The following is a 24,924-nucleotide window of genomic DNA, read 5'->3' on the forward strand; positions in this document are numbered from 1 at the left end:
GAAAGCACACATGTCTCGTAAAGGTAATACGCCGCAGCGCGCAGTCCTGCCGGATCCGAAGCACGGAAGCGAAACCATCGCCCGTTTCATCAACATGGTGATGCTGAGCGGCAAGAAGTCGGTCGCTGAAAAGATCGTCTATGGCGCCATGGACGTGATCGGTGAGAAGAACCCGAATTCCGTCGAGCTGGTTCAGAAGGCTCTGGAAAACGTGGCTCCGTCGGTCGAAGTCAAGTCCCGCCGCGTCGGTGGTGCCACCTACCAGGTGCCGGTCGAAGTGCGCGCCTCGCGCAAGATGGCTCTGGCCATGCGTTGGCTGATCGACTCCGCGCGCAAGCGTGGTGAGAACACCATGCCGAAGAAGCTGGCCGCTGAACTGATCGACGCCTCGGAAAACCGTGGCGGCGCCATCAAGAAGCGCGAAGAAACCCACCGCATGGCCGAAGCCAACAAGGCATTCGCCCACTACCGCTGGTGAGTTTGACGGCCTTGTAAAACAGGCAGGGCAGCACCATCTCGGTGCTGCCTCGCGGCCCCAGAAGGGCTGCGCCAATCCGAAGGCCGCCGAAAGGCGGCGTTCGGCCATCCGAAATCCAAGAAATCTGAGAGGCTCCCCGTGGCCCGTTCCACTCCCATCGAGCGTTACCGCAATTTCGGCATCATGGCCCACATCGATGCCGGCAAGACCACCACGTCCGAGCGCATCCTGTTCTACACCGGCAAGAGCCACAAGATCGGTGAAGTGCATGACGGCGCCGCCACCATGGACTGGATGGAGCAGGAGCAGGAGCGTGGCATCACGATCCAGTCCGCTGCGACCACCGCGTTCTGGAAGGGCATGGACAAGTCCCTGCCGGAGCACCGCTTCAACATCATCGACACCCCCGGGCACGTCGACTTCACCATCGAAGTGGAGCGCTCGCTGCGCGTGCTCGACGGTGCCGTCTTCGTGCTGTGTGCCGTCGGTGGCGTGCAGCCGCAGTCGGAAACCGTGTGGCGCCAGGCCAACCGTTACAAGGTGCCGCGCATCGCGTTCGTCAACAAGATGGACCGCACCGGCGCCAACTTCACCAAGGTCGTCGGCCAGCTGAAGGCGAAGCTGGGTGCCAAGGCCGTTCCGATGCAGCTGCCGATCGGCGCTGAGGAAGGCTTCAAGGGCGTCGTCGATCTGCTGAAGATGAAGGCCATCCATTGGGATGAGGCTTCGCAGGGCATGAAGTTCGAGTACAGCGATGTGCCGGCCGACCTGCTGGCTGAAGCGACCGAAGCCCGTACCTTCATGATCGAAGCGGCTGCCGAAGCCAGCGAAGAGCTGATGGACAAGTACCTGGGCGGCGATGAGCTGACCGAGGCCGAGATCATCGAAGCCCTGCGCGTGCGCACCCTGGCGACCGACATCGTGCCGATGTACTGCGGCTCGGCGTTCAAGAACAAGGGCGTGCAGGCCATGCTGGACGGCGTGATCCAGCTGCTGCCGTCGCCGATCGACGTGCCGGACGTGACCGGTACCGACGTTGACGATGAAACCAAGGAAATGAGCCGCAAGTCTGACGACAAGGCTCCCTTCTCGGCCCTGGCCTTCAAGATCATCACCGACCCGTTCGTCGGCGCGCTGACCTTCTTCCGTGTCTACTCGGGCACGTTGAATGCAGGCGACCAGCTGCTGAACTCGGTGAAGGGCAAGAAGGAGCGCATCGGCCGTATCCTGCAGATGCACTCCAACAACCGTGAAGAAATCAAGGAAGTGCTGGCAGGCGACATCGCCGCCGCCGTGGGCCTGAAGGACACCACCACCGGTGACACCCTGTGCTCCATGGACCAGCCGATCATCCTCGAGCGCATGGTGTTCCCGGAGCCGGTCATCTCGATGGCCGTCGAGCCGAAGACCAAGTCCGACCAGGAAAAGATGGGTCTGGCACTGGGTCGTCTGGCCCAGGAAGATCCGTCGTTCCGCGTCAAGACCGACGAAGAATCCGGCCAGACCATCATCTCGGGCATGGGCGAGCTGCACCTGGACATCATCGTTGACCGCATGAAGCGCGAGTTCAACGTTGAAGCCAACGTCGGCAAGCCGCAGGTGGCTTACCGCGAAACGATCACCCTGTCGGACGTGAAGTCGGACTACAAGCACGCCAAGCAGTCCGGTGGTAAGGGTCAGTACGGTCACGTCGTGATCGAGCTGTCGCCGATCACCGATGCCGATCGTGCAGATCCGAAGATCGCCGCGGGTATCAAGGACGACTTCCTGTTCATCAACGACATCACCGGTGGCGTGATTCCGAAGGAATTCATTCCGTCGATTGAAAAGGGTCTGCGCGAAACCATCACCAACGGTCCGCTGGCTGGCTTCCCGGTCGTGGACGTCAAGGTGAAGCTGGTGTTCGGCTCGTACCACGACGTCGACTCCTCGGAAATGGCGTTCAAGCTCGCTTCCTCGATGGCCTTCAAGGAAGGCTTCCGCAAGGCCAAGCCGGTCCTGCTGGAGCCGATCATGAAGGTCGAGATCGTGACCCCGGAGGATTACCAGGGTGACGTGATGGGCGACGTGAGCCGTCGTCGCGGCGTTCTGCAGGGTTCTGATACCACCGGTGACGGTTCGGCCAGCATCATCAACGCGATGATCCCGCTGGGCGAAATGTTTGGCTACGCGACCTCGCTGCGTTCGCAGACCCAGGGCCGCGCCACCTTCACGATGGAATTTGACCACTACGAGCCGGCGCCGAACAACATCGCCGACGAAGTCATGAAGAAGTCCTGAGCGTAACGCTCAGGTCCTCCAAACCACTTACGAACTAAAAGGTAGAACGAAATGGCAAAGGGTAAGTTCGAGCGCACCAAGCCGCACGTCAACGTCGGCACCATCGGTCACGTCGATCATGGCAAGACCACGCTGACCGCCGCACTGACCAAGATCGGTGCCGAGCGCTTCGGTGGCGAGTTCAAGGATTACTCCGCGATCGACGCCGCGCCGGAAGAAAAGGCACGTGGCATCACGATCTCGACCGCGCACGTCGAATACGAATCCACCGTTCGTCACTACGCCCACGTCGATTGCCCGGGCCATGCTGACTACGTCAAGAACATGATCACCGGTGCTGCCCAGATGGACGGCGCGATCCTGGTGTGCTCGGCCGCTGACGGCCCGATGCCGCAGACCCGCGAGCACATCCTGCTGTCGCGTCAGGTCGGCGTGCCGTACATCGTCGTGTTCCTGAACAAGGCCGACATGGTTGACGATGCCGAGCTGCTGGAACTGGTCGAAATGGAAGTCCGCGAGCTGCTGAGCAAGTACGACTTCCCGGGCGACGACACCCCGATCATCTCGGGTTCGGCCCGTCTGGCGCTGGAAGGCGACCAGAGCGACATCGGCGTGCCGGCCGTCATCAAGCTGGTCGAGGCGCTGGACACCTGGATCCCGACCCCGGAGCGTGACGTCGACAAGGCGTTCCTGATGCCGGTCGAAGACGTGTTCTCGATCTCGGGCCGCGGCACCGTGGTGACCGGTCGTATCGAGCGCGGCGTGATCAAGGTCGGCGAAGAAATCGAAATCGTCGGCATCCGTCCGGTGCAGAAGACCACCGTGACCGGCGTGGAAATGTTCCGCAAGCTGCTGGACCAGGGTCAGGCAGGCGACAACGCAGGTCTGCTGCTGCGCGGCACCAAGCGTGACGACGTCGAGCGTGGCCAGGTTCTGGCCAAGCCGGGTTCGATCAAGCCGCACACCAAGTTCGACGCCGAAGTGTACGTGCTGTCGAAGGACGAAGGCGGCCGTCACACCCCGTTCTTCAAGGGCTACCGTCCGCAGTTCTACTTCCGTACCACCGACATCACCGGTGCGGTCGAGCTGCCGGAAGGCGTCGAGATGGTGATGCCGGGCGACAACGTGAAGATGGTTGTCACCCTGATCAACCCGGTCGCCATGGACGCCGGCCTGCGCTTCGCCATCCGCGAAGGTGGCCGTACCGTCGGTGCTGGCGTGGTTGCCAACATCCTCGAGTAATCTGCTAGACTCTGCGCCCCGATGTTGCCTGGGTAGGGCATCGGGGCGTATCAAACGGGAAAGTAGGCACAGGATGTGCCTTGTGTTCCCCGGACCAGGAAGGGTCAATGCCATTCAGGCGGCGTCAACAGGAGACTGTTGACAGCTGCCTTGCGTGCCATTATGCTTCTCCGTCTGGGCAGGCCGGTTTCATGGGTCTGCCTATGCATTTGGGGTCTACGGATTGACCTTGTCGGCCTGCGGGAATGCGGGCCGTCTGTATTCAGGGATTTCATGGGGCAAAGCAACCCAGAGGCTTTGTCTGTCGCTCTTTTATCGAAGGAACCTACCGCCATGGCGGACCAAAAGATCCGGATCCGGCTGAAAGCGTTCGATCATCGTCTGATCGACCGTTCGGCCAGCGAGATCGTTGAGACGGCGAAGCGGACCGGCGCGCAAGTGCGTGGCCCGATCCCGCTGCCGACCAAGATCGAGCGTTACACCATCCTCGTCTCCCCGCACGTCGACAAGGACGCGCGTGACCAGTACGAGACCCGCACGCACAAGCGCGTGCTCGATATCGTTGACCCGAATGACAAGACCGTGGACGCGCTGATGAAGCTCGAACTGGCTGCCGGCGTCGACGTTCAGATCAAGCTGACCTGAGGACTACGACCATGACGAAGAAGTATTCGTTGGGCTTCGTGGGCCGCAAGGCTGGCATGAGCCGCGTGTTCACCGAAGATGGCCGTTCCATTCCGGTGACCCTGATCGAAGCAACCCCCAACCGCATCGCGCAGATCAAGACCGTCGAAACTGACGGCTACAGCGCCGTGCAGGTGACCGTCGGTGCGCGTCGCGCTGCCCTGGTCAACAAGCCGGAAGCCGGCCACTTCGCCAAGGCGAAAGTGGAAGCGGGCCGTGGCCTGTGGGAATTCCGCGTTGAAGACGCCCAGCTCGGCGATTTCGCCGTGGGTGGCGAAGTCAAGGCGGACATCTTTGAAGTCGGCCAGATCGTCGACGTCCAGGGTGTCACCAAGGGTAAGGGCTTCCAGGGCACCATCAAGCGCTACAACTTCCGTATGGGTGACGCTACCCACGGCAACTCGCTGTCGCATCGCGCGCCGGGTTCGCTGGGTCAGCGCCAGACGCCCGGCCGCGTGTTCCCGGGTAAGAAGATGTCCGGTCACATGGGCGCCGTGCAGCAGAGCACCCAGAACCTGGAAGTTGTCAAGGTCGACGTCGAACGCGGTCTGATCGCGGTTCGCGGCGCCGTTCCGGGCGCGGCGGGTGGCGACGTGATCGTCCGTCCGGCGAGCAAGGCATAAGGAGAGATGACGATGGAACTCGTTATCACGGGTAGCAATAACAAGGTCTCGGTCTCCGACGCCGTGTTCGGTCGCGATTTCAGCGAAGATCTGGTTCACCAGGTCGTCGTTGCTTACCGCAACGCCGGTCGCGCCGGCACCAAGGCGCAGAAGACTCGCTCCGAAGTGGCAGGTACCACCAAGAAGTCGAAGAAGCAGAAGGGCGGCGGCGCGCGTCATGGCGCACTGACGGCTCCGATCTTCGTCGGCGGCGGTGTCACCTTCGCGGCAAAGCCGCGCAGCTTCGAGCAGAAGGTCAATCGTAAGCAGTACCGTGCCGCCATGTGCGCGATCCTGTCCGAGCTGAACCGTCAGGGCCGTCTGACCATCGTGGAGTCCTTCGATGTCGAAGCGACCAACACGAAGGCTCTGATCGCCAAGCTGGCCGGCCTGGAAGTGGGCAAGCGCCCGCTGATCGTCACTGAAGAAGCCTCCGAGCACCTGTACCTGTCGGCTCGCAACATTCCCTACGTGGAAGTGCGTGACGTCCAGGGCCTGGATCCGGTGTCGCTGGTCGGTGCCGACACGGTCGTCATCACCGCTGACGCGGTCAAGAAGGTCGAGGAGTGGCTGGCATGAACAGCAACGAAAAAATCTTCAGCGTGCTGCTCGCCCCGCGTGTCTCCGAAAAGACCGCGCGCCTGCAGGAACTCTCCAATCAGTACGTCTTCGAAATTTCGAACGAAGCCACCAAGGCCGATGTAAAGGCCGCGGTTGAGCAGCTGTTCGACGTCAAGGTCGAAGCAGTCAACGTGGTCAACGTCAAGGGCAAGAACAAGTCCTTCCGTAACCGTGCTGGCCGCCGCGGCGATTGGCGCAAGGCGTACGTTCGCCTGGCCGACGGCCAGTCGATCGATGTAACGGCCAAGGCCTGAGGTACATCCCATGCCATTGATGAAATTCAAGCCCACTTCTCCCGGTCGCCGTTCGGCCGTGCGCGTGGTTACTCCCGACCTGCACAAGGGCGCTCCGCACGCTCCGCTGGTCGAGTCGCAGAGCCGTTCCGGTGGTCGTAACCACCACGGCCGCATCACCGTGCGTCACGTCGGTGGTGGCCACAAGCAGCACTACCGCCTGATTGACTTCAAGCGCAACAAGCTGGGCATCCCGGCGCGCGTGGAACGCATCGAATACGATCCGAACCGCACTGCGCACATCGCCCTGCTGTGCTACGTCGACGGCGAGCGTCGCTACATCATCGCCCCGAAGGGTCTGAAGGCTGGTGATCAGGTGATCGCTGGTTCGGATGCTCCGATCAAGGCGGGCAACACCCTGCCGCTGCGCAACATCCCGGTCGGTACCACCATCCACTGCATCGAGCTGAAGCCGGGCAAGGGCGCTCAGATCGCTCGCGCTGCAGGTGCTGCCGTGCAGCTGGTTGCTCGTGAAGGCATCTACGCCACCCTGCGCCTGCGCTCGGGTGAGATGCGCAAGGTTCCGGTTGAGTGCTGCGCGACCATCGGCGAAGTCGGCAACGACGAGCACAGCCTGGAAAAGCTGGGCAAGGCCGGTGCCAAGCGCTGGCGCGGCGTCCGCCCGACCGTTCGTGGTGCTGCCATGAACCCGGTTGACCACCCGCACGGTGGTGGTGAGGCGAAGGCCGGCCAGGGTAACCCGCATCCGGTCACCCCGTGGGGTGTTCCGACCAAGGGTTACAAGACGCGCCATAACAAGCGCACTCAGCAGTTCATCGTCCGCGATCGTAGGGGCTAATCGACCATGGCACGTTCACTCAAGAAGGGCCCGTTTGTCGATCACCACCTGGTTGCTAAGGTGGCTGCCGCTGCGGGTAGCAAGCGTCCGATCAAGACTTGGTCGCGTCGTTCGATGATCCTGCCTGACATGGTAGGCGTCACCATTGCCGTGCATAACGGCAAGAACCACATCCCGGTTCTCGTCAACGAGAACATGGTCGGCCACAAGCTCGGCGAATTTGCCATCACCCGGACCTTCAAGGGTCACGGTGGTGACAAGAAGTCGGGCAAGTAAGGAGAGATGACAATGGAAGCGAAAGCCATCCTGCGCACCGCGCGCATCTCCCCGCAGAAGGCACGTCTGGTCGCTGACCAGGTGCGCGGTCTGCCGGCCGAGCGTGCCGTCAACCTGCTGAAGTTCTCGGACAAGAAGGCTGCCCACCTGATCAAGAAGGTGGTGGAGTCGGCTATTGCAAATGCCGAGAACAACCAGGGCGCCGACGTCGACGAGCTGAAGGTTCAGACCATCATGGTAGATGAAGGTCCGACCCTGAAGCGTTTCATGGCGCGGGCGAAAGGCCGCGGTACCCGCATCCTCAAGCGCACCAGCCACATCACTGTGGTTGTGGGCGCCGCCAAGTAAGCGGATAAGGAAAAGACCATGGGTCATAAAGTTCATCCGATTGGTATCCGCCTCGGCATTTCCAAGGACTGGAACTCCAAGTGGTACGCCAACAAGGCCGAGTTCGCTGGTTACCTGGCAGCCGACCTGAAAGTGCGCGAAATGCTGCGCAAGAAGCTGGCGCAGGCCGGCATCAGCAAGATCCTGATCGAGCGTCCGGCAAAGACCGCTCGCGTGACGATCCACACCGCCCGTCCGGGCGTGGTGATCGGCAAGCGCGGTGAGGACATCGAGAAGCTGCGCAAGGAAGTGAGCGAGATGATGGGCGTCCCGGCGCACATCAACGTCACCGAAGTGCGCAAGCCCGAGCTGGACGCACAGCTGGTTGCCGAATCGATCGCGCAGCAGCTGGAGCGTCGCATCATGTTCCGCCGCGCAATGAAGCGCTCGGTCGGCAACGCGATGCGCCTGGGTGCCCTGGGCATCAAGGTCAACGTCGGTGGCCGCCTCAACGGTGCAGAAATCGCCCGTTCGGAGTGGTACCGCGAAGGCCGCGTGCCGCTGCACACGCTGCGTGCCGACATCGACTACGGCTTCGCTGAAGCCAAGACGACCTACGGCATCATCGGCATCAAGGTCTGGATCTACAAGGGCGAGGTCTTCGATTTCTCCCAGGTTGGCCAGGAAAAGCAGGACGACACCCCGTCGCGCAACGATCGTCATGATCGCGGCGACCGCGGTGACCGTCAGCGCCCGGCTCGTGAAGCGAGGTAACGACAATGTTGCAACCCAAGCGAACCAAGTACCGCAAGGTGCACAAGGGCCGTAACGAAGGCCTCAGCTGGAGCGCAAACGCTGTCAGCTTTGGCGAGTACGGCCTGAAGGCAACCGCCCACGGTCAGCTGACCGCGCGTCAGATCGAAGCGGCTCGCCGTTCGATCAGCCGCTACGTGAAGCGCGGCGGCAAGATGTGGATCCGAGTGTTCCCCGACAAGCCCATCACCAAGAAGCCCATCGAAGTTCGAATGGGTTCGGGTAAGGGCAACGTGGAATACTGGGTGGCCCAGATCCAGCCCGGCCGCATGATCTATGAAATCGAGGGTGTTACCGAGGAAGTGGCACGCGAGGCGTTCCGCCTGGCCGCTGCCAAGCTCTCGGTCACCACCACTTTCGTGACCCGGACGGTGCGCTGATGGATATCAAAACTCTCCGTGAAAAGTCGGCTGACGACCTCAAGGCCCACCTGATCGACCTGCGTAAGGAACAGTTCTCTGTCCGTATGCAGCAGGTCACCGGCCAGCTGCCGAAGACACACGACATCCGCCGGGTGCGTCGCGAAATTGCTCGCGTCAAGACCCTGCTCGGCAGCACGAAGTAAGGATGGCCGCTATGAGCGACAATACTGAAAACAAAGCGCTGCGCACGGTCGAAGGCCGTGTCGTCAGCAACAAGATGGACAAGACGGTTACCGTCCTGGTCGAGCGTCAGGTCAAGCACGCACTGTACGGCAAGTACATCAAGCGCTCGACGAAGCTGCACGCCCACGATGCCGACAACGCCTGCAAGGAAGGCGATGTCGTCCGCGTGACCGAGATTGCTCCGATGTCCAAGACCAAGAACTGGCGCGTGGTGGAAGTCATCACGCGTGCGGCTGAATAAGGAGTCTGAATCATGATCCAGATGCAGAGCTACCTTGACGTCGCCGACAATTCTGGTGCCAAGCGAGTGATGTGCTTCAAGGTGCTGGGTGGTTCCAAGCGCCGTTACGCCGGCATCGGCGACATCATCAAGGTCACCGTGAAGGATGCGATTCCGCGCGGCAAGGTCAAGAAGGGTGAAGTGTATGACGCCGTCGTGGTGCGTACCCGCAAGGGTGTGCGTCGCGCCGACGGCTCGCTGATCCGCTTCGACGGCAACGCCGCCGTTCTGCTTAACAACAAGCAGGAGCCGATCGGGACCCGTATCTTCGGGCCGGTGACTCGTGAACTTCGTTCGGAGAAGTTCATGAAGATCGTCTCGCTCGCTCCCGAAGTGCTGTGAGCGACAGGAGATAATCATGGCTAACCGTATCAAGAAGGGCGACCAGGTTGTCGTCAACGCCGGCAAGGACAAGGGTAAGCAGGGCGAAGTCGTCCGCGTCGATGGCGACCGTCTGGTCGTCGCCAACGTGAACATCGTCAAGCGCCACACCAAGCCGAACCCGCAGGCAGGTGTTGCCGGCGGCGTGGTCGAGCGTGAAGCGTCGATCCATATCTCCAACGTGAATGTGCTGAACCCGGCTTCGGGCAAGGGCGAGCGCGTTGGCTTCAAGGTGCTGGAGGATGGACGCAAACTGCGTGTGTTCCGCTCCAGCGGTGAGGCGCTCGACGCCTGAGGAATGAGAAGATGACTTCCCGTCTCGAAAAGTTTTACAAGGAAGAAGTGGTGCCGGCGCTGATGAAGCAGTTCGGTTACACCAATTCCATGCAGGTGCCGAAGCTGGTCAAAGTCACCCTGAACATGGGTGTCGGCGAAGCGGCCACCAACAAGAAGATCCTGGAAAACGCCGTTGGCGACATGACCAAGATCTCGGGCCAGAAGCCGATCGTCACCAAGTCGCGTATCTCGGTGGCATCGTTCAAGATCCGTGATGGTTGGCCGATCGGCTGCAAGACCACGCTGCGTCGCCACAAGATGTACGAGTTCCTGGACCGCCTGATCAACATCTCGCTGCCGCGCGTGCGCGACTTCCGTGGTGTTTCCGGTCGTTCCTTCGACGGTCGCGGCAACTTCAACATGGGTGTGAAGGAACAGATCATCTTCCCGGAAATCGACTTCGACGCTGTCGACGCGATCCGCGGTATGGATATCGCCATCACCACCACTGCGAAGACCGACGCGGAAGCGAAGGCGCTGCTGGCAGCGTTCAAGTTCCCGTTCCGTAACTGATTCGTCGAGGAAACCGAAATGGCAAAGACCTCCATGGTCAACCGCGACATCAAGCGGAAGAAGCTGGCTGAAAAGTTCGCTGTCAAGCGTGCTGCTCTGAAGAAGATTGTGTCCTCCCCGGACGCGAGCTACGAAGAGAAGATCGAGGCCGCCACCAAGTTGTCGAAGCTGCCGCGCGATTCGTCGCCGAGCCGCCATCGCAACCGTTGCGAACTGTCTGGCCGCCCGCGTGGCGTGTACAGCAAGTTCGGCCTGGGTCGCAACAAGCTGCGTGAAGCCACCATGCGTGGCGACGTTCCGGGCCTGCGCAAGGCCAGCTGGTAACCCCAGCCGGTCCTGCCAGCGAGGGCTCCCCCCGGGGGGCTTCGCAGCCGGGGAGGGGGGGCGTTCAGCTTTCCCTCTGCAAAAAACCGAAGAGCCCGACGCAAGTCGGGCTCTTTTGGCGTATACTCCCGCGTCTTGCTCTGCGCAACGCGCAGGGGTAGGGGGCCTGGCCCGTTTCCAGGAGACAACAGATTTTCGCGAAAGCGGATATCGGTGCACTCAAAGGTACTCATATGAGCATGACTGATCCCATCGCCGACCTGCTGGTCCGCATCAAGAATGCGGCAGCGGTTGGCAAGCAGACGGTGAAAGCCCCGTCGTCCAAGATCAAGGTTGCGATCGCCCAGGTCCTGAAGGACGAGGGTTACATCGCCGACCTGCGCGTGACCGCGCTCGAGAACAACAAGTCCGAGCTGGAAATCGTGCTGAAGTATTTCGAAGGCAAGCCGGTCATCGCGACCCTGAAGCGCTTCTCGCGTTCGGGCCTGCGCCAGTACCGCGGCAAGAGCGAACTGCCGAAGGTCATGAATGGCCTGGGCATTTCCATCATTTCCACTTCCAAGGGCATCATGACTGATGCGCAGGCGCGCCAGTTGGGCGTCGGCGGCGAAGTCCTGTGCTTCGTGGCCTAAGGCGAAAGGAGTAGACCATGTCCCGTGTAGCCAAGAAGCCGATCGACCTGGGTAAGGTTGAACTGAACGTCCAGAACGACAACGTCATCGCCAAGGGCCCGAAGGGCACCCTGTCGCTGGCCAAGCCGGCTGGCATCAACATCAATGTCGAAAACGGCGTTGCCACCCTGAGCACCGACAACGTGGAGCTGATCCCGCTGACCGGTACCGTCCGCGCCATCCTGTCCAACATGGTCAAGGGTGTTTCCGAAGGCTTCGAGCGCAAGCTTGAGCTGGTCGGCGTGGGTTACCGTGCCGCGATGCAGGGCAAGGACCTCAGCCTGTCGCTGGGTTACTCGCACCCGATCGTGTTCGTGGCGCCGGAAGGCATCACCATCACCACCCCGACCCAGACTGAAATCCTGGTGCAGGGCGCTGACAAGCAGGCCGTCGGTGAAGCTGCCGCCAAGATCCGTGCGTTCCGCAAGCCGGAGCCGTACAAGGGCAAGGGCGTGAAGTACTCCGACGAAGTCATCATTCGCAAGGAAGCCAAGAAGGCCTAATTAGGACCTTCCGCTTTCCAGGGAAAAAGATCATGAACAAGAACATCGCCCGCCTGCGTCGCGCCAAGTCGACCCGTGCCCACATCCGTGTGCTCGGTGTGGCCCGCCTGTCGGTGCTGCGCACCGGCCAGCACCTGTATGCACAGGTCTTCACCGCTGACGGCTCGAAGGTGCTGGCTGCCGCCAACACCACCCAGGCCGACATCAAGGAAGGCCTGAAGAACGGCAAGAACGCCGATGCCGCCGCCAAGGTTGGCCGCATCGTCGCTGAGCGTGCCAAGGCCGCCGGCGTCGAGAAGGTTGCCTTCGATCGTTCGGGTTACCGTTACCACGGCCGCATCAAGGCCCTGGCTGACGCTGCCCGCGAAGCCGGCCTGCAGTTCTAAGGGATCAGGGCAGGGGACTCCGGTCCCCATGCCCGCCTGCTCGCCAGCCTGAGTGAGGCTGGGCGGCGCCGCTCTTCTGCAGCGGCTCACCGCAACAACGCACCACTCCACAACCATAAGCGGCCTCGAGCCGTACATAACCCAACAACCAAGGAATAAACATGGCAGAAGAACGTCAGCAGCGGGGTCGCGATCGCGACCGTAACCGCGAAGAGAAAGTCGATGACGGCATGATCGAAAAGCTGGTCGCGGTCAATCGCGTCAGCAAGACCGTCAAGGGTGGCCGTCAGTTCACCTTCACCGCCCTGACTGTTGTCGGCGACGGCGAAGGCAAGGTCGGTTTCGGTTATGGCAAGGCACGCGAAGTGCCGGTCGCCATCCAGAAGTCGATGGAGCAGGCTCGCAAGAACCAGGTCACCGTCGATCTGAACAACGGCACCCTGTGGCACACCATCAAGGATGGTCACGGCGCAGCGCGCGTGTTCATGCAGCCGGCTTCCGAAGGTACCGGCGTCATTGCCGGTGGTGCCATGCGCGCCGTGCTGGAAGCAGTTGGCGTGAAGAACGTGCTGGCCAAGGCCACCGGTTCGCGCAACCCGATCAACCTGGTGCGTGCCACCGTGAAGGGCCTGACTGCAGCGCAGTCGCCGGCTCGCATCGCGGCCAAGCGCGGCAAGAAGGTGGAGGATCTCAACCATGGCTAATGAAACCAACAAGACCGTCAAGGTCCGTCTGGTTCGCGGCCTGCGTGGTGCCCAGGCGCGTCATCGCCTGTCGGTGCGTGCGCTGGGTCTGGGCAAGCTCAACGATGTGCGTGAACTGAAGGACAGCCCGCAGGTTCGCGGTCTGATCAACAAGGTCCACTACCTCGTCAAGGTTGAGGAATAATCCAATGACCATGCATCTGAATGAATTGAGCCCGGCACCGGGCGCTCGTAAAGAGCGTACCCGCGTCGGTCGCGGTATCGGCTCCGGCCTGGGCAAGACCTGCGGCCGCGGCCACAAGGGTTCGTTTGCCCGTAAGGGTGGCGGCAAGATCAAGGCTGGCTTCGAAGGCGGCCAGACCCCCATGCAGCGTCGTCTGCCGAAGATCGGCTTCCGTTCGCCGATCGCCAAGGACACCGCTGAAGTGCTGCTGTACCAGCTGGACAAGCTGCCGGCCGGCGAGATCGACTTCGCTGTCCTGCGTGCTGCCAAGCTCGTCCCGAGCACTGCCAAGAAGGCCAAGGTCGTCGTCAAGGGCGAAGTGACCAAGGCGTTCACCCTGAAGGGTGTTGCTGCCACGGCCGGTGCCAAGGCTGCGATCGAAGCTGCCGGCGGCAGCGTAACGGAGTAAGAGAATCATGGCGCAAGCTGGCATCGGTAACCTCGCGGGCGGAATGGGCAAGTTCACTGAACTTCGCCAACGTTTGCTGTTCGTCGTCGGGGCTTTGATCGTCTATCGCATCGGCTGCTACGTGCCGGTGCCGGGCGTCAATCCCGATGCCATGCTTGCCATGATGCAACAGCAGGGCGGCGGCATCGTGGACATGTTCAACATGTTCTCGGGCGGCGCCCTGCACCGTTTCAGCATTTTCGCGCTGAACGTGATGCCGTATATCTCGGCATCGATCGTGATGCAGCTGGCTGTGCACATCTTCCCCGCCTTGAAGGCGATGCAGAAGGAAGGTGAGTCCGGCCGCCGCAAGATCACCCAGTATTCGCGCATCGGCGCTGTGCTGCTCGCAGTGGTGCAGGGCGGTTCGATCGCGCTGGCGCTGCAGGGCCAGGTGTCGCCGACCGGCGCACCGGTCGTGTACATGCCGGGCATGGGCTTCGTGCTCACTGCCGTGGTCGCACTGACCGCCGGCACCATGTTCCTGATGTGGGTTGGTGAGCAGGTGACCGAGCGCGGCATCGGCAACGGCGTCTCGCTGATCATCTTCGCCGGTATCGTGGCGGGCCTGCCGGGTGCGGTCATCCACACCTTCGACGCCTACCGCGACGGCAACATCCAGTTCATCCAGCTGCTGCTGATCGCCATCGTCGTGCTCGCCTTCATCTTCTTCGTGGTGTTCGTCGAACGCGGCCAGCGCCGGATCACGGTGAACTACGCGCGCCGCCAGGGCGGTCGCAACGCGTACATGAACCAGACCTCGTTCCTGCCGCTGAAGCTGAACATGGCCGGCGTCATCCCGGCAATCTTCGCCTCGAGCCTGCTGGCCTTCCCGGCCACCCTGGCCATGTGGTCCGGCCAGGCTGCCAACCAGAGCACCTTTGGCCAGACCCTGCAGAAGGTCGCCAATGCCCTGGGCCCGGGCGAGCCGCTGCACATGATCGTGTTCGCTGCGCTCATCACCGGTTTCGCGTTCTTCTATACCGCGCTGGTGTTCAACTCGCAGGAAACCGCCGACAACCTGAAGAAGTCGGGCGCGCTGATTCCGGGTATCCGTCCGGGCAAGGCCACCGCCGACTACATCGACGGCGTGTTGACCCGACTGACTGCTGCCGGTTCGGCTTACCTGGTAATCGTCTGCCTGCTGCCGGAACTGATGCGCACGCAGCTGAACGCCTCGTTCTACTTCGGCGGTACTTCGCTGCTGATCGTGGTGGTGGTGGTGATGGACTTCATCGCCCAGGTGCAGGCGCACCTGATGTCCCACCAGTACGAGAGCCTGCTGAAGAAGGCCAACCTGAAGGGCGGCAACCGCGGCGGTTTTGCTCGCGGCTGATTAGCCTGTTATACTTTCGTCTTCCTGACGTGATGGTCCTCCGCTTCGCGGACTCTGGCCACACAAACGAAGGGCGGCCCCCGCAGCGGTTCCGGGTGGGGGTGTGATGAGGTGGTCCCGCGCTGGAGTAGCGCGGGCGGCCCGGGAGGCAACTCCAGGTCCAACCCCATCCGGCGCCGGAGCCTGGGCACACTCCCCGGGCCGGGTTCATGAAACCTCTGGTTTCACGGGCTTCCAAGTAAACCGGAACCTTGTTAGTATCACTGGTTCACTTTTTTGATCCATCCTGCCGGATCGGCGTGCCTCGAGCGCGCTGTCGGCCATCACTCAGCTGGAGAACCGCGTCATGGCGCGTATTGCAGGCGTCAACCTGCCAGCCCAGAAGCATGTCTGGGTCGGGTTGCAAAGCATTTACGGCATCGGCCGTACCCGTTCGAAGAAGGTCTGCGAAGTCGCAGGCGTCACTTCGACCACCAAGATCCGCGATCTGTCGGAGCCGGAAATCGAGCGCCTGCGCGCCGAAGTCGGCAAGTACATCGTGGAAGGCGATCTGCGCCGTGAAATCGGTATCGCGATCAAGCGCCTGATGGACCTGGGCTGCTACCGCGGCCTGCGTCACCGTCGCGGTCTGCCGCTGCGTGGCCAGCGCACCCGTACCAACGCCCGCACCCGCAAGGGCCCGCGCAAGGCGATCAGGAAGTAAGGGACATATAAATGGCTAAGCCTGCTGCTAAGACCAAGAAGAAGATCAAGCGCGTCGTCACCGACGGCGTTGCCCACGTCCACGCTTCGTTCAACAACACCATCGTGACCATCACCGACCGTCAGGGCAACGCTCTGTCGTGGGCGACCTCCGGTGGCGCTGGCTTCCGCGGTTCGCGCAAGTCGACCCCGTTCGCAGCCCAGGTGGCTGCCGAAAAGGCCGGTCGTGCTGCGCTGGACTACGGCGTGAAGTCGCTGGAAGTCCGCATCAAGGGTCCGGGTCCGGGCCGTGAGTCGGCCGTGCGTTCGTTGAACAACGTCGGCTACAAGATCACCAACATCATCGACGTGACGCCTATCCCGCACAACGGGTGCCGTCCGCCGAAGAAGCGTCGCGTCTAAAGGGAGCGATAAGAAATGGCTCGTTATATCGGTCCTACCTGTAAGCTCGCCCGTCGCGAAGGCGCCGACCTGTCCCTGAAGAGCCCGGCGCGTGCGCTGGACTCCAAGTGCAAGTTGGAGCAGAAGCCCGGCCAGCATGGCGCCACTGCCCGTAAGGGCAAGCTGTCCGACTACGCTACCCAGCTGCGTGAAAAGCAGAAGGTCAAGCGTATCTACGGTCTGCTGGAGCGTCAGTTCCGCAACTACTACAAGAAGGCCTCGACCAAGAAGGGCAACACCGGCGAGAACCTCCTGCAGCTGCTGGAAACCCGCCTGGACAACGTTGTCTACCGCATGGGCTTCGCCGTGACCCGTCCGGCTGCCCGTCAGCTGGTGTCGCACCGCGGCGTCACCGTGAATGGCAAGTCGGTCAACCTGGCCTCGTACCAGGTCAAGGCTGGCGACGCCATCGCCCTGTCTGAAAAGGCTGCCAAGCAGCTGCGCGTCCAGGAAGCCCTGACCGTCGCCGCCCAGCATGACCTGAGCCCGTCGTGGGTTGAAGTGGATTCCGGCAAGTTCTCCGGCATCTTCAAGGCTGTTCCGGATCGTTCGGATCTGCCTGCGGACATCAACGAAGCGCTGATCGTCGAGCTGTATTCGAAGTAATTCACATTGGAGAGCCCCCGGCGACGGCCGGGGGTTCACTAGGAGAACCCGCAACATGACGGTTACCGCCAACCAGGTTCTGCGTCCTCGCGGTCCGCAGATCGAACGCATTACCGACACCCGTGCAAAGGTCGTTATCGAACCTTTGGAGCGGGGTTACGGGCATACGCTGGGTAATGCCCTGCGTCGCGTGCTGCTGTCGTCCATCCCGGGCTTCGCCATCACGGAAGTCGAAATCGACGGCGTGTTGCATGAGTACACCACGGTCGAAGGTCTGCAGGAGGACGTGCTGGAAGTCCTGCTGAACCTGAAGGACGTGGCCATCCGTATGCACTCCGGCGACAACGCGACTCTGTCCCTGTCCAAGCAGGGTCCGGGCGTTGTCACCGCTGCCGACATCAAGGTCGACCACAATGTGGAGATCTTGAACGGCGACCACGTGATCTGCCACCTGACCAAGGACACGGCAGTGAACATGCGTCTGAAGATCGAGCGTGGTTTCGGCTATCAGCCGGCAGCTGCGCGTCGTCGTCCGGACGAAGAAACCCGTGCCATCGGCCGTCTGGTCCTGGATGCCTCGTTCTCGCCGGTCCGCCGTGTCGCCTATGCCGTGGAAGCGGCTCGTGTCGAACAGCGCACCGACCTGGACAAGCTGGTCATCGATATCGAGACCAACGGCACCATCGACGCCGAAGAAGCAGTGCGTACCGCTGCCGACATCCTCAGCGATCAGCTGTCGGTGTTCGGTGACTTCACCCATCGCGACCGCGGTGCGGCGAAGCCGGCCAACAACGGCGTGGATCCGGTGCTGCTGCGCCCGATCGACGATCTGGAGCTGACCGTGCGTTCGGCCAACTGCCTCAAGGCCGAGAGCATCTACTACATCGGCGATCTGATCCAGAAGACCGAAGTCGAGCTGCTGAAGACCCCGAACCTGGGTAAGAAGTCGCTCACCGAGATCAAGGAAGTGCTGGCCCAGCGTGGCCTGTCGCTCGGCATGAAGCTGGAGAACTGGCCGCCGGCCGGCGTCGCCAGCCACGGCATGCTGGGCTGATACCGCCTTTCTGCAAGACCGCATGGCCCCGTCGGCAACGACGGGGCCATTGCACCAAGGCAATACCGCCACGACGAACGAAGGTTCGCGGGCAGGTCGTCCAGGACGGATGGCCAGGACCAACCGCAGTCCGAGCAGCAGCGCCAGGAAGGCGACAACGATCCGCAAAGCCACATCATTAACCAAGGAATATCACCATGCGTCACCAGAAATCCGGCCGTAAGTTCAGCCGTACCAGCGCCCACCGCGAAGCGATGTTCAAGAACATGGCCGCCTCGCTGTTCAAGCACGAGCTGATCAAGACCACCCTGCCGAAGGCCAAGGAACTGCGCCGCGTCGCCGAGCCGCTGATCACCCTGGCCAAGGTCGACTCCGTCGCCAACCGTCGTCTGGCCTTTGCCCGCCTGCGCGACAACGAAGCCGTCGGCAACCTGTTCACCATCCTGGGCCCGCGCTACGCGAACCGTCCGGGCGGTTACCTGCGCCTGCTGAAGTGCGGCTTCCGCGCCGGCGACAACGCGCCGATGGCCTACGTTGAGCTGGTTGACCGTCCGGTGGTGGCTGAAGCCGTCGAAGAGTAATCGACGCGCGACACCCGTCATTCGGTGAAGAACCCGGCCTCGTGCCGGGTTTTTCCGTTTCTGGGCGACGGATGGAGATCCACGCCGGGCGTGGATGATCCCGCATGTTGCGGCGCGCGCGCCGGCGTGTTCCGACGGGCGCGACGTTGTGGCGGTTCGAACGGCGCGCACTCTCGGTTACGCTTGCGGTCCGTACTACACGAGCGTTGCCGATGAATCCTCTGCGCTGGCCTTTCCGCGCCCAGTTCCTGTTGGGCTTCCTGATCTGCGCGGGCCTGCTGGGCTACGCGATTTTCCTGCAGCTGAAGATGGGGCTGGAGCCGTGTCCGCTGTGCATCTTCCAGCGCCTGGCGTTCGCGGCCCTGGGCCTGCTGTTCCTGATCGGCGCCCTGCATGGGCCGTCCAACCGTCCGGGGCGGGCGACCTACGGCATCCTCGCGTTCATCGCTGCCGCCGTGGGCGTGGGCATCGCCGCGCGCCATGTCTACGTGCAGATGCTGCCGCCGGAAATGGGGGCGACCTGTGGCCCGCCGCTGGCCTTCCTGCGCGAGACCATGGGGCCGCTGGAAGTCTTCCGTACCGTGCTGACCGGCACCGGCAACTGCGGCAACATCGACTGGACGTTCCTTGGCCTGACCATGCCGATGTGGTCGGGGGTCTGGTTCGTGCTGCTGGCCCTGTGGGCGCTGGTGGTGTCGCTGCGCAAGGTCAAGCACTGAGCCAGTCCGGAGCCACGCATGGCGTGGCTCTACTGCGTTCCGGTAGTGCCGGCCGCTGGCCGGCAGTCGGCGCTACCTCAAAAATCCTGCTGCAGGCTCAGATAGGCGCCGCGACGTGGTCCCCACTGCGGTGCGAACACGCCAATGCCGCCGCCATCGCGCAGCTGGTAGCTGCGATCCAGCGCGTTGATCACCGCCAGTTGCACATGCAGCGGATGACCGCTGTCGGCGTTGAAGTCATGCGCGGCGCTGAGATTGACCTGCAGGTACGACGGTAGTTCGCCGCCATTGGGCACGCCCTCGATGTCCGAACGCAGGCCGCTGCCGTACACGTAGTTCGCACCGACCCGATTGTGGCCAGCGAACGCATAGCTGACGCCGCCGGAAGACGTCAGCTTCTGGTCGTGGTCCAGATGGATCCAGTTCTGTTGCACGTAGGCCAGTGCATCCGGATCGAGGTTGTACTGGCTGGTGATGACCTGGGTGCCCATGGCCTTGTTGTAGGCCGCGTTGAAGTACGCGCTGATCGGCCCGTTGCTGTAGTCGGCGCTGAACTCCAGACCATGGATGTGGCCGCGGCGATAGTTGAAGGTGGAATAGATGTAGGCGGCGCCGAACTGGCCTTCGTCCTGCAGGCGGTGCACGCGTCGGTCGTAGGCATCCAGGCCGAGGGTGAGGTGGTCGCCGACCTGCTGTGACACGCCGATATCGTAGTAGTCACTGCGCTCGGACAACGGCGTGTTGCTGCCATCGGCGGGTTGCTGGTTGCTGGTGCCATCGAACAGGGCAAGATCGCTGCCGGCAACCAGTTCGCTGGCGGGCGGGGTGAAGTAGCGCGAATAGCCGGCGTGCACGGTGGTGCTGTCGCTGGCGTTCCAGACCACACCCAGGCGTGGGCTGAGCTGGCCCTCGGTGTGATCGAAGGCCTTGAAGCGGTCGCCGCGCAGGCCGTAATTGACGGTCCAGTCATCGCCGATCCGCCACTCGTCCTGCACGTACAAGGCTGCGGTGCTGGCGTGGAAGGCATTGCGGTCCGGGATCAGCTGCGGCGTGGTGCTCGTCTGCCGCCCATCGGCGTCGACCGGGAAGACCCAGCTGCTGTTGTTGGCGGCGGCGTGTTCGTAGTTGCCATACAGGCCATAACGCAGGGTGTGGTTGTCGCCCAGCGGTGTGGAGAAATCGGCCTGCAGGGTGTTGGCGCGGTTGCTGCGCCGGACCTGCGAGGCGACGCCGCTGAACACCAGGTCGCCCACGACGTCCGGGTTGAAGGCCACATCGCTGTAGCGCTGGCCGGCCGAGAGCTGGTACGCGGTCTGGCCGAGCGTGCCCTGCAGCACCAGCATGCCGAAGCGGGTGGTCTCGCGCTGGGTTTCGTCCAGCTGGCTGGAATCGAAGGTGGTGGTGTCCAGGTAGCCGAACTGCGGGGTCTGCCCCGGGTTGACCGGGATCTGGAAGCGGTTGTTGGCAAAGCCGGCGAACACGCTCAGGCGGGTGCTGTCGTTGACCAGATAGGTCAGGTCGGCAAAGGCCTTCCCCTGGTGGGCGTCGTCATGCAGCGGCCTGCGTGCGCTGGTGGGGTTCTCCAGCCCGACCTCGTTCTGGTCGTAGTTGCCGGTCAGGAACCAGCTCCAGCGGCCCTGGTTGCCCCACCAGGAGGCGTTCGGGTTGACCTTGCCGAACGAACCGGCGGTGATGCCAGCGCTGCCGCCGTTGTCCAGCTCGGCGCCACTGCGGGTGGTGATATCGACCACCGCGGCGGTGCGTTCACCGAACTGCGCCGGCAGCGCACCATCCATCAGGCGGATGCTCTTGATGGTGCGGGCATCCAGGGTCTGGCCGAAGCCGGAGATCGATTCGGGCAGCAGTACACCATTGATGCGGTATTGCAGGTTGGCGTGGTCGCCGCGCACGTGCACGCCGCCGTAGGAGTCCTGGACCACGCCCGGGGCCTGCAGCAGCACCTGGCTGAGCGGGGCGGAGGCGCCCAGCGGCTGCTTCTGGATGTCCTCGGCGGTGATCTGGTACTGGCTGCTGCCGATGTCCGGTGACAGGGCGTTGCGGGCCTGGTCGAGCTGAGCACTGACGGTGACTACGTCGAGGTCCTTGACCGCAGCCGCGCTGGCATCAGTGTCGGCGGCAAGCACGGGTTGGCTGGTGAGGATCAGGGCGAAGGTGATGGCGGTGGTGAGCAGGGAGGGCTTCATGGGAAATGGGCAGGGAAGGGGGAGGGGGCCGGTCCATGAGGGAGTGTTACTCCGTAACAACTGCGAGCCGATCATGCGCCTGTCCGGCGATGCCGACCATGCCGTTTCTGGCCGATCACACGGCCCCTTTCCACACCGTTCAGGCAGTCATGACCGGGCCCGGCCCTTTGCGCCAGCGGCTGGCTCTGCGACCATGACCGCCCCCCACCCCCGGATGTCCGTGATGAGCCTGTCCGCCGTTCCGCCCGCCCCCGATCCTGCCGCCATCGCTGCTGGCGCCGCCTGGTCACCGGAGAGCTGGCGGGGCAAGACCGCGCTGCAGATGCCGACCTATCCCGATCCGGTGGCACTGGATGCCGCGCTGCACGAGCTGAAGCGGCTGCCGCCGCTGGTGACCTCGTGGGAGATCCTGGCGCTGAAGCAGCAGCTGGCCGACGCCCAGGAAGGCAAGCGTTTCCTGTTGCAGGGCGGCGACTGCGCGGAGAATTTCAGCGACTGCGAATCGGGCACGATCTCCAACCGGTTGAAGGTGCTGCTGCAGATGAGCCTGGTGCTGGTGCACGGCCTGCGCCAGCCGGTGATCCGCGTCGGCCGTTTCGCAGGCCAGTACGCCAAGCCGCGCTCGGCCGATACCGAGACCCGCGACGGCGTGACCCTGCCCAGCTACCGCGGCGATGTGATCAATGCGCCGGCCTTCACCGAGGCGGCGCGTCTGCCCGACCCGAAGCGGATGCTGCAGGCCCACGCACATTCGGCGATGACGATGAACTTCGTGCGGGCGCTGATCGATGGCGGCTTCGCCGATCTGCACCATCCCGAATACTGGAACCTGGAATGGGTGAGCCATTCGCCGTTGGCCGCCGAGTACCAGAAGATGGTGGCCTCGATCGGTGATGCCGTGCACTTCATGGAGACCCTGGCCGGGGCTCGCGTGCACAACCTCAACCGCATCGATTTCTACACCTCGCATGAAGCGCTGCTGCTGCCCTACGAGCAGGCGCTGACCCGGCAGGTGCCGCGCCAGCAGGGCTGGTTGAACCTGAGCACGCACTATCCGTGGATCGGCATGCGTACCGCCGCGCTGGATGGCGCGCACGTGGAGTACCTGCGCGGCGTGCGCAATCCGATCGCGATCAAGGTGGGCCCGTCGGTGACGCCGGACCAGTTGCTGCGCCTGATCGATGTGCTCAACCCGGATGACGAGCCGGGCCGCCTGAGCTTCATCCATCGTATGGGCGCGGCGCAGATCGCGCAGAAGCTGCCGCCGTTGCTGGATGCGGTCAAGCGCGATGGTCGTCGCGTGCTGTGGGTGTGCGATGCGATGCACGGCAATACCGAAAGCACCGCCAACGGCTTCAAGACGCGGCGCTTCGACAACGTGCGTGGCGAGGTCGAGACGTCCTTCGACCTGCATGCGGCGGCAGGCACCCGTCTGGGCGGCGTGCATCTGGAGCTGACCGGTGAGGATGTGACCGAATGCACCGGCGGTGCGCGCGAACTGACCGAACGTGACCTGGAACGCGCCTATCGTTCGACCGTCGACCCGCGATTGAACTACGAGCAGTCGTTGGAGATCGCGATGGCGATCGTGCGCAAGCAGGAGCAAGTGCGGTAAGTGTGTTTCGGCAGGGCTGCGCCCTGCACCTGCAGAGGCCACTGCCAGAGCAACAGCAAGAGCGGCATTCCGTGGTTGGCGGGGCGGTGTCGGAGTGCGGGGACGCCGCAAGTACGTCCCTGTAGGCTTGGCAGCCGCATCCATGCGGCTGACACCCCGCACTCCGACACCGCCCCGCCTCTGACAGATTTCCGGTGGCGGTTGGCCCATCTGTGCTTCGCTTGGATCAAATCCAATCGAAATCGAATATTTCGACAATTGAACGAAGAGCATCCACGCATGGCGTGGATCTACGTGTCGACCAAGGTCGACACCCACCAAGAGCAGGCCATGACATTCCGACAGATCGCGGGAAATTGTCGGAGGCGGGGAGGGGGCAGATGGCGGGGGCGTGAGCGCCATGGATGGCGCGACCGAGCTTACAGGGACGTACTTGCAGCGTCCCCCGCCATCTGTCCCCTCCCCGCCATCCCACGGAATGCAGGCTGTTGCTGTTGCTGTTGCTGTTGCTGTTGAGGTTGCCGGCCAGCGGCCGGCACTACCGCGGGTGCAGGGCGCAGCCCTGCCGAACACCCCCGCCTACATTCTGCTTACGAACGACTGACATTGTGCTCATGGTGCATGGGCCACGCTGTAGCTCGGTGTTTACAGCGAGGATGCATGGTGGTCTGGCAACAGCTGCAGCAGTACCTGTGGCCTATCGGCAGCGCCCTGGTGGTTGGCGGCCTGGGGGCTTGGGCCGTACTGGCCCTGTACCGCCGCCTGCGCGGGCGCGACCGGCGCCGTGCGCGCATCGGCCGGGTGATCGGACCGCCGCTGGCCCTTGCACTGCCCGTGCTGTTGCTGGTGCCGGCGCTGCAGACCACGCCATTGCCGGAACACACGCTCGATCAACTGCTGCGCGTGCTGCACATCGCCCTGACCGCCTGCTTCATCTGGTTGCTGGTTCGCGGCGTTGCGGCGGGTGAGCGGGCGATCCTGCGCAGCCACCCGATCGATGTGTCGGACAACCTTGAAGCGCGCCGCATCCAGACCCAGACGCGAGTGCTCAGCCGCGTGCTGATGGGCGGCATCATCGTGCTCGGTGCTTCGCTGGTACTGCTGACCTTCCCGATGGTGCAGAAGATCGGCACCGCACTGTTGGCGTCGGCGGGCCTGATCGGCCTGGTGGCGGGTATCGCCGCCAAACCGGTGTTCGGCAATCTGATCGCCGGCCTGCAGATCGCGGTGACCCAGCCGATCCGACTCGATGACGTGGTGATCGTCGAGGGCGAATGGGGGCGCATCGAAGAGATCGGCAGCAGCTACGTGGTAGTGCGCATCTGGGATGAGCGGCGGATGGTGGTGCCGCTGACGTGGTTCATCGAGCACCCGTTCCAGAACTGGACACGACGCAGTGCCGACCTGCTGGGTACGGCCTTCCTGTGGCTGGACTACCGTGCGCCGATCGCGGCGATACGTGCCGAGCTGGAACGCATCTGCCAGGGCCAGCCGCTGTGGGATGGACGGGTGTGCGTGACGCAGGTGACCGAGACCAGCGAGCGCGCGATCCAGGTGCGGCTGCTGGTCAGCGCGCGCAGTTCCGGTGATGCATTCGACCTGCGCTGCCTGGTGCGCGAACGCATGCTGGATTTCCTCGCACGCGAACATCCGCAATCGTTGCCGCAGGTGCGCGCGCGCCTGCAGCGGGACGATGAGCTGGATATGCCGCGGATGCGGCGTGCAGGCAGCGCCGATGTGCGTTCACCCGGTGCGGAGGATGGTGAGGCGGCCATCGCACCGGCGGAGCCGCGCCCGGAATGGTAGCGCCGGGCCAT

Annotated in this window: 34 protein-coding genes; 33 read left to right on the top strand and 1 reads right to left on the bottom strand. The window is 63.1% G+C overall.

Annotation, left to right across the window (positions count from 1 at the left end; genetic code table 11):
- Window positions 1-10 precede the first annotated feature (10 nt).
- The 31 genes from rpsG (at window position 11) to CR918_RS02390 (ending at window position 19,288) form a co-directional block, all read left to right on the top strand.
- Entirely contained in the window at window positions 11-478 is a 468-nt protein-coding gene (gene rpsG / locus CR918_RS02240) for a 30S ribosomal protein S7 (RefSeq protein WP_025879343.1), read from the top strand.
- Window positions 479-616: 138 nt separating this feature from the next.
- Window positions 617-2,758, top strand: a complete 2,142-nt coding sequence (fusA, locus tag CR918_RS02245; protein WP_025879342.1) for an elongation factor G — start codon at window positions 617-619, stop codon at window positions 2,756-2,758.
- Between the two features lie 51 nt (window positions 2,759-2,809).
- Window positions 2,810-4,000 carry an elongation factor Tu gene (gene tuf / locus CR918_RS02250; RefSeq protein WP_032977440.1) on the top strand — a complete coding sequence of 397 codons (1,191 nt, stop codon included), beginning with the start codon at window positions 2,810-2,812 and terminating at the stop codon, window positions 3,998-4,000.
- 333 nt (window positions 4,001-4,333) lie between these two features.
- Window positions 4,334-4,645: a 30S ribosomal protein S10 gene (gene rpsJ, locus CR918_RS02255; RefSeq protein WP_010341589.1), complete on the top strand. Its 312-nt coding sequence runs from the start codon at window positions 4,334-4,336 to the stop codon at window positions 4,643-4,645.
- 11 nt (window positions 4,646-4,656) lie between these two features.
- On the top strand, window positions 4,657-5,307 hold the full coding sequence (rplC, locus tag CR918_RS02260) for a 50S ribosomal protein L3 (RefSeq protein WP_025879301.1): 651 nt from the start codon (window positions 4,657-4,659) through the stop codon (window positions 5,305-5,307).
- Between the two features lie 12 nt (window positions 5,308-5,319).
- Complete coding sequence (rplD, locus tag CR918_RS02265) at window positions 5,320-5,925, top strand: 50S ribosomal protein L4 (RefSeq protein WP_025879302.1); 606 nt, start codon at window positions 5,320-5,322, stop codon at window positions 5,923-5,925.
- Entirely contained in the window at window positions 5,922-6,221 is a 300-nt protein-coding gene (gene rplW, locus CR918_RS02270) for a 50S ribosomal protein L23 (protein ID WP_025879303.1), read from the top strand. Before rplD ends, rplW begins: the two co-directional genes overlap by 4 nt.
- A gap of 10 nt (window positions 6,222-6,231) precedes the next feature.
- Window positions 6,232-7,059, top strand: coding sequence for a 50S ribosomal protein L2 (gene rplB, locus CR918_RS02275; protein WP_025879304.1), 828 nt, complete (start codon window positions 6,232-6,234; stop codon window positions 7,057-7,059).
- Window positions 7,060-7,065: 6 nt separating this feature from the next.
- Window positions 7,066-7,335, top strand: coding sequence for a 30S ribosomal protein S19 (gene rpsS / locus CR918_RS02280; protein WP_004145340.1), 270 nt, complete (start codon window positions 7,066-7,068; stop codon window positions 7,333-7,335).
- A gap of 12 nt (window positions 7,336-7,347) precedes the next feature.
- Window positions 7,348-7,683: a 50S ribosomal protein L22 gene (gene rplV, locus CR918_RS02285; protein ID WP_004145348.1), complete on the top strand. Its 336-nt coding sequence runs from the start codon at window positions 7,348-7,350 to the stop codon at window positions 7,681-7,683.
- Window positions 7,684-7,701: 18 nt separating this feature from the next.
- Window positions 7,702-8,436: a 30S ribosomal protein S3 gene (rpsC, locus tag CR918_RS02290; protein WP_004145350.1), complete on the top strand. Its 735-nt coding sequence runs from the start codon at window positions 7,702-7,704 to the stop codon at window positions 8,434-8,436.
- Between the two features lie 5 nt (window positions 8,437-8,441).
- A complete protein-coding gene (rplP, locus tag CR918_RS02295; protein WP_025879305.1) occupies window positions 8,442-8,855 on the top strand; it encodes a 50S ribosomal protein L16 in 414 nt (137 codons plus the stop codon).
- Window positions 8,855-9,040 carry a 50S ribosomal protein L29 gene (gene rpmC / locus CR918_RS02300; protein WP_025879306.1) on the top strand — a complete coding sequence of 62 codons (186 nt, stop codon included), beginning with the start codon at window positions 8,855-8,857 and terminating at the stop codon, window positions 9,038-9,040. Before rplP ends, rpmC begins: the two co-directional genes overlap by 1 nt.
- Before the next feature lie 11 nt (window positions 9,041-9,051).
- On the top strand, window positions 9,052-9,321 hold the full coding sequence (rpsQ, locus tag CR918_RS02305) for a 30S ribosomal protein S17 (protein WP_004145355.1): 270 nt from the start codon (window positions 9,052-9,054) through the stop codon (window positions 9,319-9,321).
- 12 nt (window positions 9,322-9,333) lie between these two features.
- Window positions 9,334-9,702 carry a 50S ribosomal protein L14 gene (rplN, locus tag CR918_RS02310; RefSeq protein WP_025879307.1) on the top strand — a complete coding sequence of 123 codons (369 nt, stop codon included), beginning with the start codon at window positions 9,334-9,336 and terminating at the stop codon, window positions 9,700-9,702.
- Between the two features lie 16 nt (window positions 9,703-9,718).
- Window positions 9,719-10,036 carry a 50S ribosomal protein L24 gene (gene rplX, locus CR918_RS02315; RefSeq protein ID WP_025879308.1) on the top strand — a complete coding sequence of 106 codons (318 nt, stop codon included), beginning with the start codon at window positions 9,719-9,721 and terminating at the stop codon, window positions 10,034-10,036.
- A gap of 11 nt (window positions 10,037-10,047) precedes the next feature.
- Entirely contained in the window at window positions 10,048-10,590 is a 543-nt protein-coding gene (rplE, locus tag CR918_RS02320; protein ID WP_025879309.1) for a 50S ribosomal protein L5, read from the top strand.
- 18 nt (window positions 10,591-10,608) lie between these two features.
- Window positions 10,609-10,914 (top strand): 30S ribosomal protein S14, encoded by a 306-nt coding sequence (rpsN, locus tag CR918_RS02325; RefSeq protein ID WP_032977438.1) that lies wholly within the window; start codon window positions 10,609-10,611, stop codon window positions 10,912-10,914.
- 233 nt (window positions 10,915-11,147) lie between these two features.
- Window positions 11,148-11,546: a 30S ribosomal protein S8 gene (gene rpsH, locus CR918_RS02330; RefSeq protein WP_025879311.1), complete on the top strand. Its 399-nt coding sequence runs from the start codon at window positions 11,148-11,150 to the stop codon at window positions 11,544-11,546.
- A 17-nt stretch (window positions 11,547-11,563) separates the two neighbouring features.
- A complete protein-coding gene (gene rplF, locus CR918_RS02335; protein ID WP_099782946.1) occupies window positions 11,564-12,088 on the top strand; it encodes a 50S ribosomal protein L6 in 525 nt (174 codons plus the stop codon).
- A gap of 32 nt (window positions 12,089-12,120) precedes the next feature.
- On the top strand, window positions 12,121-12,474 hold the full coding sequence (gene rplR / locus CR918_RS02340; protein WP_025879313.1) for a 50S ribosomal protein L18: 354 nt from the start codon (window positions 12,121-12,123) through the stop codon (window positions 12,472-12,474).
- A 161-nt stretch (window positions 12,475-12,635) separates the two neighbouring features.
- Entirely contained in the window at window positions 12,636-13,178 is a 543-nt protein-coding gene (gene rpsE / locus CR918_RS02345) for a 30S ribosomal protein S5 (RefSeq protein ID WP_025879314.1), read from the top strand.
- Window positions 13,171-13,362 carry a 50S ribosomal protein L30 gene (gene rpmD / locus CR918_RS02350; protein ID WP_025879315.1) on the top strand — a complete coding sequence of 64 codons (192 nt, stop codon included), beginning with the start codon at window positions 13,171-13,173 and terminating at the stop codon, window positions 13,360-13,362. The genes rpsE and rpmD overlap by 8 nt, the downstream gene beginning before the upstream one ends.
- A gap of 4 nt (window positions 13,363-13,366) precedes the next feature.
- On the top strand, window positions 13,367-13,810 hold the full coding sequence (gene rplO, locus CR918_RS02355; protein WP_025879316.1) for a 50S ribosomal protein L15: 444 nt from the start codon (window positions 13,367-13,369) through the stop codon (window positions 13,808-13,810).
- Between the two features lie 7 nt (window positions 13,811-13,817).
- Window positions 13,818-15,185 carry a preprotein translocase subunit SecY gene (gene secY / locus CR918_RS02360; RefSeq protein ID WP_099841964.1) on the top strand — a complete coding sequence of 456 codons (1,368 nt, stop codon included), beginning with the start codon at window positions 13,818-13,820 and terminating at the stop codon, window positions 15,183-15,185.
- Window positions 15,186-15,531: 346 nt separating this feature from the next.
- Window positions 15,532-15,888 carry a 30S ribosomal protein S13 gene (gene rpsM / locus CR918_RS02365; RefSeq protein ID WP_025879318.1) on the top strand — a complete coding sequence of 119 codons (357 nt, stop codon included), beginning with the start codon at window positions 15,532-15,534 and terminating at the stop codon, window positions 15,886-15,888.
- 11 nt (window positions 15,889-15,899) lie between these two features.
- Window positions 15,900-16,289, top strand: coding sequence for a 30S ribosomal protein S11 (rpsK, locus tag CR918_RS02370; protein ID WP_004145443.1), 390 nt, complete (start codon window positions 15,900-15,902; stop codon window positions 16,287-16,289).
- Between the two features lie 15 nt (window positions 16,290-16,304).
- Window positions 16,305-16,934, top strand: a complete 630-nt coding sequence (rpsD, locus tag CR918_RS02375) for a 30S ribosomal protein S4 (RefSeq protein ID WP_025879319.1) — start codon at window positions 16,305-16,307, stop codon at window positions 16,932-16,934.
- A 55-nt stretch (window positions 16,935-16,989) separates the two neighbouring features.
- Window positions 16,990-17,988, top strand: a complete 999-nt coding sequence (locus tag CR918_RS02380) for a DNA-directed RNA polymerase subunit alpha (protein WP_025879320.1) — start codon at window positions 16,990-16,992, stop codon at window positions 17,986-17,988.
- A 197-nt stretch (window positions 17,989-18,185) separates the two neighbouring features.
- Window positions 18,186-18,569, top strand: a complete 384-nt coding sequence (gene rplQ, locus CR918_RS02385; RefSeq protein ID WP_025879321.1) for a 50S ribosomal protein L17 — start codon at window positions 18,186-18,188, stop codon at window positions 18,567-18,569.
- 212 nt (window positions 18,570-18,781) lie between these two features.
- Entirely contained in the window at window positions 18,782-19,288 is a 507-nt protein-coding gene (locus CR918_RS02390) for a disulfide bond formation protein B (RefSeq protein ID WP_025879322.1), read from the top strand.
- Between the two features lie 77 nt (window positions 19,289-19,365).
- On the opposite strand, the gene CR918_RS02395 is transcribed toward CR918_RS02390, so the two are convergent.
- Window positions 19,366-21,492, bottom strand: coding sequence for a TonB-dependent receptor (locus tag CR918_RS02395; protein WP_099841965.1), 2,127 nt, complete (start codon window positions 21,490-21,492; stop codon window positions 19,366-19,368).
- Window positions 21,493-21,715: 223 nt separating this feature from the next.
- Between CR918_RS02395 and CR918_RS02400 the strand changes: the two genes are divergently transcribed.
- Window positions 21,716-23,107: a class II 3-deoxy-7-phosphoheptulonate synthase gene (locus CR918_RS02400; RefSeq protein WP_099841966.1), complete on the top strand. Its 1,392-nt coding sequence runs from the start codon at window positions 21,716-21,718 to the stop codon at window positions 23,105-23,107.
- A 660-nt stretch (window positions 23,108-23,767) separates the two neighbouring features.
- Window positions 23,768-24,913 (top strand): mechanosensitive ion channel family protein, encoded by a 1,146-nt coding sequence (locus CR918_RS02410; protein WP_170919619.1) that lies wholly within the window; start codon window positions 23,768-23,770, stop codon window positions 24,911-24,913.
- Window positions 24,914-24,924 lie beyond the last annotated feature (11 nt).

It is taken from the genome of Stenotrophomonas indicatrix (assembly GCF_002750975.1).
Classification (GTDB): domain Bacteria; phylum Pseudomonadota; class Gammaproteobacteria; order Xanthomonadales; family Xanthomonadaceae; genus Stenotrophomonas; species Stenotrophomonas indicatrix.